This is a genomic window from Pseudodesulfovibrio senegalensis, assembly GCF_008830225.1.
Taxonomy (GTDB): domain Bacteria; phylum Desulfobacterota; class Desulfovibrionia; order Desulfovibrionales; family Desulfovibrionaceae; genus Pseudodesulfovibrio; species Pseudodesulfovibrio senegalensis.
This window is the reverse complement of the sequence record NZ_WAIE01000004.1, coordinates 230,740-244,267: the sequence shown is the minus strand read 5'-3', so window position 1 is coordinate 244,267 and position 13,528 is coordinate 230,740. Positions and strand designations below refer to the sequence as shown.

Annotated in this window: 13 protein-coding genes; 9 read left to right on the top strand and 4 right to left on the bottom strand. The window is 61.1% G+C overall.

What is annotated here, in order from left to right:
* Positions 1-63: 63 nt before the first annotated feature.
* Positions 64-666 carry a hypothetical protein gene (locus F8A88_RS11125; protein WP_151151227.1) on the top strand — a complete coding sequence of 201 codons (603 nt, stop codon included), beginning with the start codon at positions 64-66 and terminating at the stop codon, positions 664-666.
* 143 nt (positions 667-809) lie between these two features.
* On the opposite strand, the gene F8A88_RS11120 is transcribed toward F8A88_RS11125, so the two are convergent.
* Entirely contained in the window at positions 810-1,322 is a 513-nt protein-coding gene (locus tag F8A88_RS11120) for a PH domain-containing protein (protein WP_151151226.1), read from the bottom strand.
* A gap of 135 nt (positions 1,323-1,457) precedes the next feature.
* Between F8A88_RS11120 and F8A88_RS11115 the strand changes: the two genes are divergently transcribed.
* The 5 genes from F8A88_RS11115 to F8A88_RS11095 all read left to right on the top strand — a co-directional run bounded on the left by F8A88_RS11115 (position 1,458) and on the right by F8A88_RS11095 (position 8,410).
* On the top strand, positions 1,458-2,393 hold the full coding sequence (locus F8A88_RS11115) for a phosphate/phosphite/phosphonate ABC transporter substrate-binding protein (protein ID WP_151151225.1): 936 nt from the start codon (positions 1,458-1,460) through the stop codon (positions 2,391-2,393).
* Positions 2,394-2,400: 7 nt separating this feature from the next.
* Positions 2,401-4,449: an ATP-binding protein gene (locus F8A88_RS11110; protein WP_151151304.1), complete on the top strand. Its 2,049-nt coding sequence runs from the start codon at positions 2,401-2,403 to the stop codon at positions 4,447-4,449.
* A gap of 24 nt (positions 4,450-4,473) precedes the next feature.
* Entirely contained in the window at positions 4,474-4,833 is a 360-nt protein-coding gene (locus tag F8A88_RS11105) for a response regulator (protein WP_151151224.1), read from the top strand.
* Between the two features lie 62 nt (positions 4,834-4,895).
* The gene (locus F8A88_RS11100) at positions 4,896-7,343 is read left to right on the top strand and encodes a PEP/pyruvate-binding domain-containing protein (protein WP_151151223.1); all 2,448 of its coding nucleotides are present in this window, start codon (positions 4,896-4,898) and stop codon (positions 7,341-7,343) included.
* Positions 7,343-8,410, top strand: a complete 1,068-nt coding sequence (locus F8A88_RS11095; RefSeq protein WP_151151222.1) for a protein-tyrosine phosphatase family protein — start codon at positions 7,343-7,345, stop codon at positions 8,408-8,410. Before F8A88_RS11100 ends, F8A88_RS11095 begins: the two co-directional genes overlap by 1 nt.
* Positions 8,411-8,434: 24 nt before the next feature.
* Here the strand turns inward: F8A88_RS11095 and F8A88_RS11090 are convergent, their stop codons facing one another.
* Together F8A88_RS11090 and ispH are read right to left on the bottom strand one after the other, a co-directional pair.
* A complete protein-coding gene (locus tag F8A88_RS11090) occupies positions 8,435-8,797 on the bottom strand; it encodes a molybdenum cofactor biosynthesis protein MoaE (RefSeq protein WP_151151221.1) in 363 nt (120 codons plus the stop codon).
* Between the two features lie 443 nt (positions 8,798-9,240).
* Positions 9,241-10,089: a 4-hydroxy-3-methylbut-2-enyl diphosphate reductase gene (gene ispH, locus F8A88_RS11085; RefSeq protein ID WP_151151303.1), complete on the bottom strand. Its 849-nt coding sequence runs from the start codon at positions 10,087-10,089 to the stop codon at positions 9,241-9,243.
* Between the two features lie 164 nt (positions 10,090-10,253).
* On the opposite strand from ispH, the gene F8A88_RS11080 reads away from it, so the two are divergent.
* The gene (locus tag F8A88_RS11080; RefSeq protein WP_151151220.1) at positions 10,254-10,898 is read left to right on the top strand and encodes a TetR/AcrR family transcriptional regulator; all 645 of its coding nucleotides are present in this window, start codon (positions 10,254-10,256) and stop codon (positions 10,896-10,898) included.
* 33 nt (positions 10,899-10,931) lie between these two features.
* Entirely contained in the window at positions 10,932-11,804 is an 873-nt protein-coding gene (locus tag F8A88_RS11075) for a glutaminyl-peptide cyclotransferase (protein WP_151151219.1), read from the top strand.
* Here F8A88_RS11075 and lgt read toward each other — a convergent pair.
* Positions 11,796-12,566 (bottom strand): prolipoprotein diacylglyceryl transferase, encoded by a 771-nt coding sequence (gene lgt / locus F8A88_RS11070; protein ID WP_151151218.1) that lies wholly within the window; start codon positions 12,564-12,566, stop codon positions 11,796-11,798. The genes F8A88_RS11075 and lgt overlap by 9 nt on opposite strands.
* 163 nt (positions 12,567-12,729) lie before the next feature.
* Here lgt and F8A88_RS11065 point away from each other — a divergent pair, with 163 nt between their 5' ends.
* A complete protein-coding gene (locus tag F8A88_RS11065) occupies positions 12,730-13,500 on the top strand; it encodes a hypothetical protein (RefSeq protein ID WP_151151217.1) in 771 nt (256 codons plus the stop codon).
* Positions 13,501-13,528: the final 28 nt, after the last annotated feature.

Genomic DNA, 13,528 nt, shown 5'->3' with positions numbered 1-13,528 from the left:
ATTGGTGGGAGGCCGCTTTCGGGCGGTCTCCCCTTTCAAGCAAATGCAAGGGAGAAAAATAACGTGACCGGCACTGAAGTGTATTCCTTTCTCGACCCGTTCCTGATCTGGATGTTCCGCATCCCGGGCCAGGCATGGCTGGGCTTTGCCCTCGGCATCACTTGGATATGCCTGCTGGCCACGGTCATCGGCGAGCTGAGCATGGCCGCCGCCTATTTCTTCAACAAGCGCCACTTCGCCAACCACAGTGCGGACATGGTGCAAAACCACAATCTTTCGGTGCAGGCGCTGGGCTGCAAGAACAAGGAAGCCTGGAAAGCCTGCAACCACTTGGCCAACGACGCATTCGGCAAGAATTTCTTTTCGCACATCGCCCTGTTCGCCTCGTCGCTCTGGCCCGTGCCCTTTGCCATCGGCTGGCTCTACTACCGCTTTGCGGGCGTGGATTTCAGCGTGCCCTATGTGGGCGAGGTGGGGCCGTCCTTCATTTTCATTCCCGCGTACATTCTCTTTCGCTACCTGTTCGGCAAGCTCAAGCCGTGGCTGCCCGTATTCAGGACCATCAAACGCAAAATCACGGAAAACGAAAACGCGGGCGGAACCATGCTCAGCTATGCGGACCTGATGCAGGGTTCCGAAAAGAAGGAAGCAGAACAGGCCGGATAAGACAGCCTGTCCACAGACCGCGGGAAATGATCCGGTACGCGAGGGTTTGATCGTTTTACGTCAGCGCCGCCATCGGGCCTGTATCGACAGCCGAAGCCAGAAAACTGGCCACGGATTGGTCCGCCCAAGCCGTCAGGCTGGGTTTAGTTGATTTTGGAGGAACACTCCTCGGCAAGGGAGTCCACATTGATGGGCCCGAGCAGGTAGGCCCTGTCCCCGGCCTTCAGGCAGACGACGCGGCTGCTTCGTGCAAGCAGCACGGCTTCGATCCCGCTCTTGAGCGTGACCACGCCGGAACGGTATGCACCGAATTTCATGATCCGCTTCGCCTTCTGCACGGCGAGGCGGTCGTCGTTTTCAAGGTCGGCCACGGCAACGGATTCGATGTTGCCCCAGGGGATGGCGGCCTCGATGAACGGCGGGGCATTGACCAGCACCCCTTCACTGCTGAGCGTGATCTCGGACCGGGCCGGGTTCACGTAAAGCATATACCAGTAAAAGCCGCCCATGGGCACGGTGACCACCAACAGGCAGATGCCCGTCCACTTGAATCCGGAATTGAAGCTCCAGGCCACTAATGCAGCCACGGCCGCGGCCACCAGCAGAAACATGACGATGACCACCGGATTCATGGGGACGCGATATGATTTGTGCATTGTAAACTCCCTTGTTTGCTCGCTCTGCCCGGGTGTATCGCCATTTCAGGGCGCACTCAAGCAAAATCCCGTTGGAAGACCGCGTAATTTGGTGTATATTCTTCAGGTTACATTTGACCTTTACCGAGGCATGCCATGCAACTGATCCGAACCGTCGTCACCATACTCCTCCTTGCGGCCGCACTGCTGTGCTCGGCATGCTCGGACGAGGAAACCGTGGTGAAGGTGGACATGAACAAGCGTGCCCCCATCACCGCGGCCAAACCGGCCGAATCCATCACCTACGCCTATCTGCCCCAATACTCGCACACCATATCCTTTGAGCGCCACAGAAAACTTCTCGATTACCTGCGCAACGAGACCGGACTTCCCCTGCGCCAGATATTCCCGGACACCTTCGACGAACATATCAAGATGGTGGAACGCGGGGAAATCGACATTTCCTACACCAACCCGCTCATATACATCCGCCTGGCCCGGCTCGGCTCCCGGGCATTCGCGCGCATCATCGAACCCACGGGCAGCCCGGACTTCCGGGGCCAGATCATCATCCGGCGCGACAACCCGCTCATCGATTCGCTGGACGACTGCCGGGGCAAGCGCTGGATCGCCGTGGACCCGGGTTCCGCCGGCGGCTACCTCTTTCCGCTGGGCCTGTTCATGGAGCACGGGCTGGACCTTGCCGACTTCGACGAGGTGGTCTTTGCTCCCGGACCGGGCGGCAAGCAGGAAAAGGTGGTGCTGGCCGTCAATGCCGGTGCATACGACATCGGCACCATCCGCAAGGGAACCCTCGACATCGTGCGCAACAAGATCGACCTCGACCAGATCCGCGTGCTGGCACAAACCCGTCCCTATCCGGGCTGGGTCTACTCGGCACGCAAGGGGCTGGACCCGGACATCGTCGAACGCATCCGCCGGGCCATGTTCCGCCTGACCATGGCCCGCGAGGACCAGGCCGACATCCTGCGCACTGCGGGCATGCGCGGCATCATCAGCGCGCAGGACAAGGATTACGATCCGGTGCGCGCCCTGGCCAAGAAAATCGGCATGCTGTCGGGAGGGTTCTGACGTGCGCATGTTCAGTCGCCTGCGTTTCCACACAAAACTGAACCTGGGCATCATCGCCATCGTGGTGGGCATGGCCGTGACCCTGCTGCCGCTGGTGGGCAGCATGACGGCCCGCGCACTGATCAAGGAAAACAAGCAGCGCGGTGTGGCGCTGGCCGAAAGCCTTGCCGTGCGCGCCGTGGACCCCATGCTCTCGCAGGACTACCTGCGCCTGCGCAACATGGCGGATGAAGCCAGCGGCGTGGGCGACGTGGTTTACGCCTTTATCGAAAACCAGCACGGACGCGTGCTGACCCACTCGTTTCACAAGGGATTTCCTTCGGAACTGACCGGCGCCAACCGGGTAGGCAGGGATGGCAAGGTCCACATCCAGCTGCTGGATACCGGGACCGAACACATCTATGACTTCGCGGCCCCGGTCATGGTGGCGGGCCAGCGCATGGGCACGGTGCGCATCGGGCTTTCCAAAAAACGCATCAACATGACCATCAACCAGCTGACCACCACGCTGGCGGGCATGTTCGGAGGCGCGCTCTTTCTGGTCACGGCGCTGGGGACCGTATTCGCACGCACCGTGACAAGGCGGCTGGCCACACTGCGCAAACATGCCGAGGAAATGGTCAAGGGCAATCTGGACAGCACCACGGCCAGCCCGCCCGAAGCCCACTGCTGGGAAATGATGAACTGCGAAATGGCCGACTGCCCGGCCTACCACGACAAGCGCCGCCGCTGCTGGTACATCGCGGGCACGCAATGCGAATACCACGGACAAAAAGGCAAGAGCGACAATCTCGACTCCTGCCGCAACTGTCAGGTCTTCCAGCAAAACGTGGGGGACGAGATACAGGATCTGGCCGAAACCTTCGACCTCATGGCCCTGACGCTCAAGAACCACATTCAGGAACTGCGCGAGGCCGAAAGCAACCTCACCCACCAGCAGCGCCTCATGCGCACGGTCATGGACGTGAACCCCGACAGGGTCTCCATGGTGGACACGCGCATGATCTATCAGGCAGCCAACCGCGCCTTTGCCCAATTCGTGGGCATGGACGCCTCGCGCATCCCCGGCAAGACCGATTTTCATCTCTTCCCGGAAGACGAAGCCGAAAGCCGCAACCTCGAGGCCCGAGAAGTGCTGCGCACCAGCAAACGCGTGGACCGTCAGGAACGCATGGAAAACGAGGACGGAAGCGAGCAGTGGTTCCATGTGGTGCAGATTCCGGTGTACGACGACAAGGGCAATACCACGGGCCTTTTGCGCACGGACCGGGACATCACCGACATCAAGGCCTACGAGGAACAGCTCATCCAGGCTCAGAAGATGGAATCCATCGGCAAGCTTGCGGGCGGCGTGGCCCATGAAATCAACACGCCGCTGGGCATCATTCTCGGCTACGCGCAACTGTTGCAGGACGACGTCGATAAAGGCTCGCAGCTGCATCAGGACCTGGCCACCATTGAAAAGCAAACCAAGGTCTGCCGCAAGATCGTGGCCGACCTGCTGGGGTTCTCCCGGCAGACCGAGTCCGCCAAGCGCGAGATGTGCTTCAACAACTCGGTCATGGAAGCGGCCAGTCTGGTCAAGCACGCATTCAGTCTCGACCGGGTGGCCATACTCACGGACCTCGACGATCGTTTCCCCATCATCTATGGTGACCCGGAAAAGCTCAAACAGGTGTGGATCAACCTCCTGAACAACGCCAAGGACGCCTTTACCGACGATGGCGGGACCATTTTGATCCGCACCCGGCTGGATACTCCCAAAGGAATCGTCACCCTGCAGGTGGCGGATACGGGCTCCGGAATTCCGGCCGCCAACCTCAAGAAGATCTTCGATCCGTTTTTCAGCACGAAATCCGTGGGCAAGGGAACAGGGTTGGGCCTTTCCGTATCCTTCGGCATCATAGAAGACCATATGGGAAACATCGAGGCCGAAAGCCCCCTGCCGGACGGATTTCCCTTTCCGGAAACGCCCGATGCGCCCCTGCCGGGACCGGGCACGGTCTTCACCGTCAACCTGCCGCTGGATCATTGCCCTGCCGACCAACCGGCATGACCACCAAACTAACGGAGCACGATAATGGCTAATATACTGGTACTGGACGACGTAACGGACGCCGGCATCCTCATCAAGCGCATACTGGAACGCAAGGGCCATCAGGTAAACGCGTTCACCGAAGAGGAAGAAGCCATCCGGCACATGGAAAACAACGAAACCAACCTCGCCATTCTGGACATCAAGCTCAAAAAGATGACAGGAGTGGAGGTGCTTGAGGAAATCAAGAAAATCAGCCCGGCCACACGGGTGATCATGCTCACGGGCTATCCCACGCTGGAAACGGCCCGCGAATCCCTCAAGCTTGGCGCAGACGAATACTGCGTCAAACCCATCGACAAGCAGGAGCTGGAAACCAAGGTCGAGGAAATACTGGCCGGATAATCCGGACACCAGCCGACCGCACCGGCCGCGCAAACGCGGGGAACAAGCGCAGGAGGGGCGACGTGTTCAACAAGGAACTGTTCAAGCACTGGACCTATCAGGTTTTTTCACCGGGTGCGCTTTTGCGCACCAAGTACAACGCCTTCAAGGACCTGCTGCGCCACGACACCCGCGCCCTTGAACTCATCGCCGATCTGGAAGGATTCTTCTACGGTCACGAGCTGGCGGACCGGGCACGCATCAACCGCATGGCCGCCGAGCTTTCCCAAGAAGTGAAAGGTGTGGTGGACGCATTGACCGCCATGAGCCCGGCCCGGTACGTGGATCTTCCGGAATTCTTCAAGAAGATCGACTTCTACGCGCGCATGAACCTGCAGCTGGACGAGCCGGACCTGGCACCGCCCTATGTCCTGGAACTGGACGAAGTGGCGGACCGGGCTGATCAGGCCGGAGGCAAGGCCGCCAACCTCGCGGCCGTGCGAACGGCAGGCATTCCCACGCCGCCCGGATTCGTGATCACGGCCAACGCATTCCACTATTTCATGGAAAGCAACGAATTGCGTCCGCGCGTCGAGGATATCCTTTCTTCGGTGGTTCTCTCGGACAGCGACGGCCTTTTGCAGGCCATGCAGGAACTTCAGGAACTCATACTGGCTGCTGAAGTGCCCGAGGACATTGCCCACGACATCCTTGAAGCCGTGAACGATTTCATGCCCGAAGGCTGCCATCTGGCCGTGCGCTCCAGTGCGCTGGCCGAGGACGGCAACGTATCGTTTGCCGGACAATACGCCAGCGAACTGAACGTTTCTCCGGACGAGGTGCTGGACGCCTACAAACGGGTGCTGGCTGGCAAATACTGCCCGCGCGCCGTAACCTATCGCATCCGCAACGGCCTTTCGGACGCGGACACGGCCATGGCAGTACTGGTGTTGCCCATGCTGGATGCCGAAGCTGCCGGGGTGGTCTACACGGACGACCCGGCCTGCCCGGCTCTGGGCGGAGACGCCATGGGGGTCTACGCAGTACAGGGGCTGGCTGACGGACTGGTGGACGGCAGCCGCACCCCGGACAAATATTTCCTGAGCCGCGAGGAAAAACCGCGGCTGCTGGAAGGCTGCGCACAGGGCGGTGTTCTGCTGCCCGAACCCGCACTGTTGCGTTTGGGCGAATACTGCTCGTCGCTGGAAACCATTTTCAACGCCCCACAGGATGTGGAATGGGTCATGATGCCCGGGGGCGGCATTTCCATCCTGCAGACCCGCCCCCTGCAACAGGAAAAGGACGAAGTGCCCGAACACGATGCCAAGGATCTTGGAACCGTGCTCTATTCCGGACTGGAACGCGCCTCGGGCGGCGCGGGCTGCGGCGAGGTCTTTCCCGCGGCCACGGGCGAAGAATTCGCGGCCATTCCGCAGGGAGCCGTGGTAGTCACGCCCACGCTTCGGCCTGCCCTGACCCAGTTCATGGACCGCATTGCCGCGCTGGTGGCCGCACAGGGCAGCCGCGCCAGCCACTTTGCATCCGTGGCGCGGGAGCACGGTGTGCCGGTTCTGGTGGACAGCACCGCGGCGCAGGGACTGACAAAAGGACGCACCGTGACCGTGGACGCGGTCAGCGGAGCCATCATGGAGGGCTGCGTTTCCGAGGTGCTGCGCCGGGCCAACCAGGAGACCAAGGCACCGGAAGCGGCCACCCGACCCTACAAGTCCGTCATCCCGCACACGGTCAAGCTGACCCTGACCGACCCGGAAGCCGACAACTTCACGCCCGAGGGCTGCCGGTCCCTGCACGACATCGTGCGTTTCGCCCATGAAAAAAGCGTGGCCGAAATGTTCTCGCTGGTGGACAAACGCGGCCGGGGCATGACACGGGCCAAAAAGCTCAAGACCGACCTGCCGCTGGTCATGTACGTGCTGGATCTGGGCGGCGGGCTGTTCGGCATGGCCGGGGACAAGGACGTCATCACCCCGGACGACATCGTGGGGCGTCCCATGTGGGCCCTGTGGTTCGGGCTTTCCGATTCCCGCATCGCATGGGACCGCAAGCAGACCCACATGGACTGGGAGGAATTCGACCGCATCAGCGGCGGCATCTTTAAGTTCGACTCGCAACTGCTGGCCAGTTACGCCATCATTTCCGACGACTATCTGCACCTCATGGTGCGTTTCGGCTACCATTTTTCCGTGGTGGACTCGGTCTGCGGACCGGAAACCGGCAGCAACTACATCAACTTCCGGTTCAAGGGCGGCGGCGCCGGGTTCGACCAGCGTCTGCTCCGGCTGCGTTTCATTCGCAAAGTACTGGAATATTGCGGATTCGAGACATCATCCACCGGAGACATGATCGACGCCAGCGTGACCCGGCTGGACGAAAGCGCCATCCAGCGACTGCTGGCCCGGCTGGGCTACCTGCTGGCCGCCACCCGGCTCATGGACATGGCCCTCAGGGATGAGGAACAGGTGGACCAAAAGGCCGAAGAATTCATCCAAAGCTTCGAGAACAAGAACTGATGACCGTTCCCGCATACCAGCTCACCTGGGTCACGGACCAGCTCGCGGTGGGAGCCGCCCCCATGAGCGACAAACAGCTCGACGCCCTGCACGCGGCGGGCGTGGACGCGGTGCTCAACCTGTGCGGCGAATTCTGCGACCTGCACGACATCGAATGCCAGGCCGGATTCGAGGTCTACCACATGCCCCTGGCCGACGAGGAGGCGCCGGAACTGGCCGAACTGGAAAAGGCGCTGGCCTGGCTGGACGAGGCCATCTATCTGGGAAAAAAGGTGCTCATCCACTGCCGGCACGGCATCGGGCGCACCGGGACCGTGCTCAACGCCTACCTGCTGCGGCGCGGGCTCGGGCATCAGGGTGCCTGGAAAAAACTCAAGAAGCTGCGCTCCAAGCCCGCCAACTTCGCCCAGTGGTGGACCATCCGCAAATACGGACGCTCAAGCCGCAAACTGACCCTGCGCGAACCGTCCCTTGAAATGAAACGTGCGGTGGACCTCGCGCCGTTCTTCAAGGACTACACCATCCTCGAAGCTCGGGCCGAAGACCTTTTTGCCTACGAACTGGGCAACGACCAGCGTTGCGGCCGCGACCATACGCGCTGCTGCAGCACGCCCATCACCCTGTCGCTCATCGAGGCCGTGCACCTGACCCACTTCATGAACGCACGGCTTTCCAGCGACGAACGCCTGCAGGCCATCGGCCGGGCCGTGGAAACCGCAAAAAAGGAACGCAGCACGGCCCAAAACGTGGATCAGGGTGCGGACGCGGGCGAATACTGCCTGTCCGAGGCCGGAGCCACCTGCCCTCTGCTCCATGAGGGCGCATGCATGCTCTGGGAACACCGCCCGCTGCAGTGCCGCACCTATGAACTGGCGCAGGACACGGCCAGCGACCTCTGGAACACGGTGCTGGCGCCGGGGCTGGAAAAGCTCTCGCTGGAAACGTGGTTCGCCTACACCGGGGTCATGGCCCACGAAGACCTGCCCGGGTTTGCTCTGGCCGACGTCGTCTCCGGCCGCTACGTGCAGGCCGTGTTCCACCTGATGATGCGCTATGGCGCAGCCTGATCCCGCGTTGCCGCCTGCCCGTGCCTAGTCGAAAATCTCGCGCTTGGTCACGGCTTCGGACTTGATGCGGTCCAGCAGGTCGGCCAGCGCGGGCTTCACGTTTTCACGAATATCCCCGGCCACGATCAGAAAAAGCACATCGTCGCCCGGCTTCATGGGACCTTCATGAGCTTCGGCAACCACGCGCCAAATGCCGTCGCGCCCTTCGATCTCCTTCCGGATTTCCTCCATGCGCTCATAGTCCGGAGTGATCTCGATGCCGGTGACCGTGGCGTGGTCGTCGCGAGACCAGCCGCGCACCACGCCGTTGTGCACCAACACCATGCCCACGTTTTCCGCAAAACCCGGGTCCTTCTTCATTTCCGCAATGGTTGCGCTGATATCCATGGCTTCTCCTTGATTTCATGCCCCGGGGCATAATCTTATCGGGTTATAATCGGCAAAAATAATACTAGAAAGACTTGACGTGCCTATACTGGAAGTCAGGTATAGGCGTTTTCCGCTTCCAATTCAGGATTTTCGGAACAATCCGCTCTACGACAACTCCTCCCTCATGCGCGTTCCGGCCCGGCACAGCCAGCCCTGTTCTTCCGCTCATTAGCGAACAAGGCCCGAGTTCGCGCGGAGAACACATGCCGGGTAGAGGCGGCTGAACCGTATCGGTCAATCATTATTGAGGCGACCCCTCTGCCTGACCTCCACCAGGCATGCCGCAATATGACCGCGAGAACAGCCCTTGCCGGCAGTCGCCTTGCGGAACGCAACGGAAATTGGGGTCAGGTCAGCTTTCGGGATGCCCGTCCCGGAACCTCCTGGCCCCTTTTTCGTGCTCAAAGGCTGCCCAGCCGCTCCAGCACGCCTTCCACGAGGTCGCGGGGGGTGGATGCCCCGGCAGTCACGCCTACGCTGGCAACGTCCATGAAATCTTCCATGGGCAGCTCCGCGGCAGTCTCCACGTGCACCACGGGCGTTCCCTGATCCGCAACCACCTGTGCGAGCCTGCGGGTATTGCCGCTGTTCTTGCCGCCCACCACCACCATGTAATCCACCTCGCGGGCCATGGCCATGGCCTCGCGCTGGCGCTCCTTGGTGGCGTCGCAAATGGTGTGCAGCACGACCACGTCCAGAGCCTGAGCCCCTTCCAGCCGCTCGGCGATCACGTCGAACATGGCCCTGTCCTGCGTGGTCTGGGCCGCCAGCACGTACCGACCGTCCCTTTCCAGCGCACACTGCTCCAGCTCCTCCAGAGAACCGAAAACAATGGCCTCGTCATGGGCGTAGCTCACCAGCCCGCGCACCTCCGGATGGTCGGCCTCGCCGTAGAGCAACAGGCAGCGCCCGTCGCGGGTGTGGCGGCCAATAAGAATCTGCGCCTTCTTGACCTTGGGGCAGGTGGCGTCCTTGATGGTCACCATGCGCTCTTCAAGCGCCTGCTCCACCTGCCGGGTGATGCCGTGGGCCCGGATGACCACGCAGCCACCCTCGGGGACATCCGCCGGACTTTCGGCAATGATCACGCCCTTGCGCGCATAGCGCTCCAGTACCTGCGGGTTGTGAATTATGGGGCCGAGAATGTGAATGGCCTCGCCGGGCCTCTCCTCGATGACCTTGTCCAGACGCTGCAGGGCCAGGTCGACGCCCATGCAGAAACCGGCCCGCTCGGCCAGTTGCACTTTCAGGGATTTCATATTGTTTTCCATGTTTTCAATATTATTTCACGAGTCGTGCCGGCCCTGTGGCCAAAAACGACTCACGGCCTTGACAAAACCCACCCGAAAAGGAAGACTCCCCACCGGACTTAAAACGACCGTTTCAAACAAAATTCAAGCCTCAAGGATCATCCATGCACAACAACGATGCAGGCACCAAGAACGCCCTTCTGGCCGCCGCGGTCCGCGTTTTTGCGGACAAAGGCTATTCCGCGGCAACAGTGCGGGAAATATGCGGCCTTGCCCAGGCCAACGTGGCCGCGGTCAACTACCATTTCGGCGGCAAGGAGCCTTTGTATCGTTCCGTTCTGGAGCACATATTCGTGCGCGTGCAGGCCGAACAGAACCGTGCCGACCTGAAACGGAATCCGGATGCATCGCCCGAGGAACGGCTGGAGGCATACATCCGCCAAAAGGTCGAAGACATCTACAACTCGGACAACGACGGCGGCCCCGTGGCCGCGCACTGGGCCATCTTTCTCATGGAAGTGGCCAATCCGAGCACCAACCTCGATTTTCTGGTGGAGCACTATGTTCAGGCTCCGGCCGACGAACTGCGCTCCATCGTGGCCGACATACTGCAGACCCCGCCCACGGACCCGGTGGTGCTGAACTGCGCCCTGAGCATATGGGGCCAGCTGCTGGACCCGCTGGTGATGATGCCGCTCACGGACCGCATGGACCCGCCACGACCGCATGTGCAGGACAATCTCGAACAATTCACAGAACATCTGGTGCGCTTCACCCTCGGCGGCATTCACGCCATGAAGCACGGCTGATCCCGTCAGCGGCAAGCCGCCGGAAATACTACCGTGAAACGCTTTTTACATCAAGGAATCCGCACATGCCGGGCCATTGCTGCCCTGCTGCCGTGGACCTTGCTGGCTGTAGCTTTCGCCGGCAACTGTCTGGCGCAGCAGCCCGAAACAATCAAACACTACACGGCTGCGATACAGGCCGAACATCCCCACGATCCCCACGCGTCCACACAGGGACTGGCCTTTTACGGGCCGTATCTTGTCGAATCCACGGGCAAATACAAACAATCCACGGTGCGCACCGTGGAACCGGCAACAGGCCGGGTGCTTCGGCTGGCGCACCTGCCGGACAGCAGGTTCGGGGAAGGGCTGACGATTCTCAACCAAGCCGCGTACGTGCTCACATGGCGTTCCGGGCAGGGCTATGTCTTTTCCCTGCCCGACCTTGACCCGGATCGGGCTCCGGACCTTGAGGAAAATCCTCTTGAACTGCTCCTTGCCGGGGATTTTTACGTGCGCGGCGACAAGGGGGAAGCCGAGGCATGGGGACTGACCCACGACGGCAGGTATCTGATCATGAGCAACGGCACGGACATGCTTACATGGCGGGAACCCGGAACATTCCGGCCCGTGCGATCCCTGCGCGTGCACGAAAATGGCCGCCCCGTGCGCAACATCAACGAGCTGGAATGGATCAACGGCCGCATCTGGGCCAACATCTGGAAATGCGCCAGCGTGGCGGTCATCAATCCGAAGACCGGGCTGGTCGAAGCATGGGTGGACCTGAAACCGCTCCTTGACCGGGTGCGCAGCAGCGCGGGCGTGGCCAACGGGCTGGCCTACGATGCAAAAAACGACCGCCTGTTTGCCACGGGCAAGCTCTGGGAAAAGCTGTTTGAAATCCGCGTGCCCGGCCTGCTACCGTGAACGAAAGACCAGCCAGCCGCCCAAAAGCATCATGGGCAGGCACAGAACCTGTCCCATGCTCATCCAGTTCATGGCCACGAATCCGAGCTGGGCGTCCGGCTGCCGGGCGAATTCCACGATGAACCGGGCCACGCCGTAGCCCAGCAAAAACATGCCGCCCACCGCGCCGCGCGGTCTCGGTTTGGAAGAATACCACCACAACAGCGCGAACAGGGCCAGCCCTTCAAGCGCGGATTCATACAGCTGGGAAGGATGGCGCGGCAGCGAACCGGCTCCGGGAAAAACCATGCCCCACCAGCCGTCCGTGACCCGACCCCACAGCTCGCCATTGATGAAATTGCCCAAGCGCCCGAACATGATGCCCGGCGGCACCAGCGGTGCCACGAAGTCACCCACGTCCAGCAGGTGCTTGCCGGTTTTGCGTGCGAACAGCCAACAGGCCAGGATCACGCCCAACACGCCGCCGTGAAAGGACATGCCGCCGTTCCAGATGGCGACGACCTCCGACGGGTGGGAAAAATAGTAACCCGGGTTGTAGAAAAGCACGTATCCGAGCCTGCCGCCCAGAATGATGCCCAGAATCAGGTATGTCACGAAATCGTCCATCTGCGGGCCGGTCCAGCCGCTGCCCGGACGCGATGCGCGCCAACGGCCCAGCAGCCAGCCCGCCACCACGCCGAACACGTACATCATGCCGTACCAGCGGGCCTGAAACGGTCCCACGGAAAAAATGATCGGGTCGAAATCCGGGTAATGCAGCATGGGGAACGTCTCCGGGAAACAGGTGGTTGCGCAGGGCTTGCCAAAGAGCCTGTCATAATCCCAAGCCGAACGCATGACAAGCGTGGCGGGTTCTGCTCACCGACGGCAACACCGTTCACGCCCTTGTCTTTGTTTTTTCGACGGATTGGGCTACAGTTCGTCCATGAATCAAACCAACGGGCACGCCGCTGACGCACGGCAGGAACTGGACATACTCGAAATGCCCTTCGAGGGATTGGCCGCCTATTGGCTGTCCATCCGCAAGGTCATCGACACACGCAAGGGCAAAAACATCATCCGGGACGAACTGGAGACCACGCAGGAAAGCTACATCAGCCACCTGCTGGACACGGTGTTCGCCAGGATGGAACCGGACCTCGTGCGCAGGCTGGCCGAGGTCAAGCGCGACGCCCTGCTGGACGATTATCGCCGCAAGATCGACCTCATGCGTCTTGCCCTGTTCGCCATTGCGGCTGCGGAAAACCCGCGCATCACCATGGTACGCATGGACTCAAAATTTTCCCACGCACCCATGACCGAAAAGGCGGCCTTTGACATGGCCCACGGCCTGACCACGGCGGTCAAGGAACGCGGGGCCGACCTGCACACGCTGCTGGCCGTAGACCACAAGATGCCGTTCGACCGGCTGGTGGTGAAGCTGCTTTTCTACGTCATCTACGCGCGGCCCGACAAGCGGCGGCTGGAAAAACTGCTGCCCTACTCGCATTCACGCTATTTCACCGAAGGCCTTTCACTGGCCATCGACAATTTCGAGCCGGATTTTCTGGCCTACCACCTTGAGGGCATCCGCGACCAGACCATTGCCGAAACCCGGCGCAAGATGGACATGTCGCTGGAGATGGCCATGGGCATCCGCAACAAGATGGCCTACGACGATGTGTTTCGCATTGCCAAGGCCTACATGTCCGCATGACGCGGACCGGCCGCAAGCACCCGGAGGT

Coding starts and splice junctions, on each gene's coding strand:
- F8A88_RS11120 (WP_151151226.1), bottom strand. CDS start 1,322: ATGCACAAATCATATCGCGTCCCCATGAATCCGGTGGTCATCGTCATG.
- F8A88_RS11115 (WP_151151225.1), top strand. CDS start 1,458: ATGCAACTGATCCGAACCGTCGTCACCATACTCCTCCTTGCGGCCGCA.
- F8A88_RS11110 (WP_151151304.1), top strand. CDS start 2,401: ATGTTCAGTCGCCTGCGTTTCCACACAAAACTGAACCTGGGCATCATC.
- F8A88_RS11105 (WP_151151224.1), top strand. CDS start 4,474: ATGGCTAATATACTGGTACTGGACGACGTAACGGACGCCGGCATCCTC.
- F8A88_RS11095 (WP_151151222.1), top strand. CDS start 7,343: ATGACCGTTCCCGCATACCAGCTCACCTGGGTCACGGACCAGCTCGCG.
- F8A88_RS11090 (WP_151151221.1), bottom strand. CDS start 8,797: ATGGATATCAGCGCAACCATTGCGGAAATGAAGAAGGACCCGGGTTTT.
- F8A88_RS11080 (WP_151151220.1), top strand. CDS start 10,254: ATGCACAACAACGATGCAGGCACCAAGAACGCCCTTCTGGCCGCCGCG.
- lgt (WP_151151218.1), bottom strand. CDS start 12,566: ATGCTGCATTACCCGGATTTCGACCCGATCATTTTTTCCGTGGGACCG.
- F8A88_RS11065 (WP_151151217.1), top strand. CDS start 12,730: ATGAATCAAACCAACGGGCACGCCGCTGACGCACGGCAGGAACTGGAC.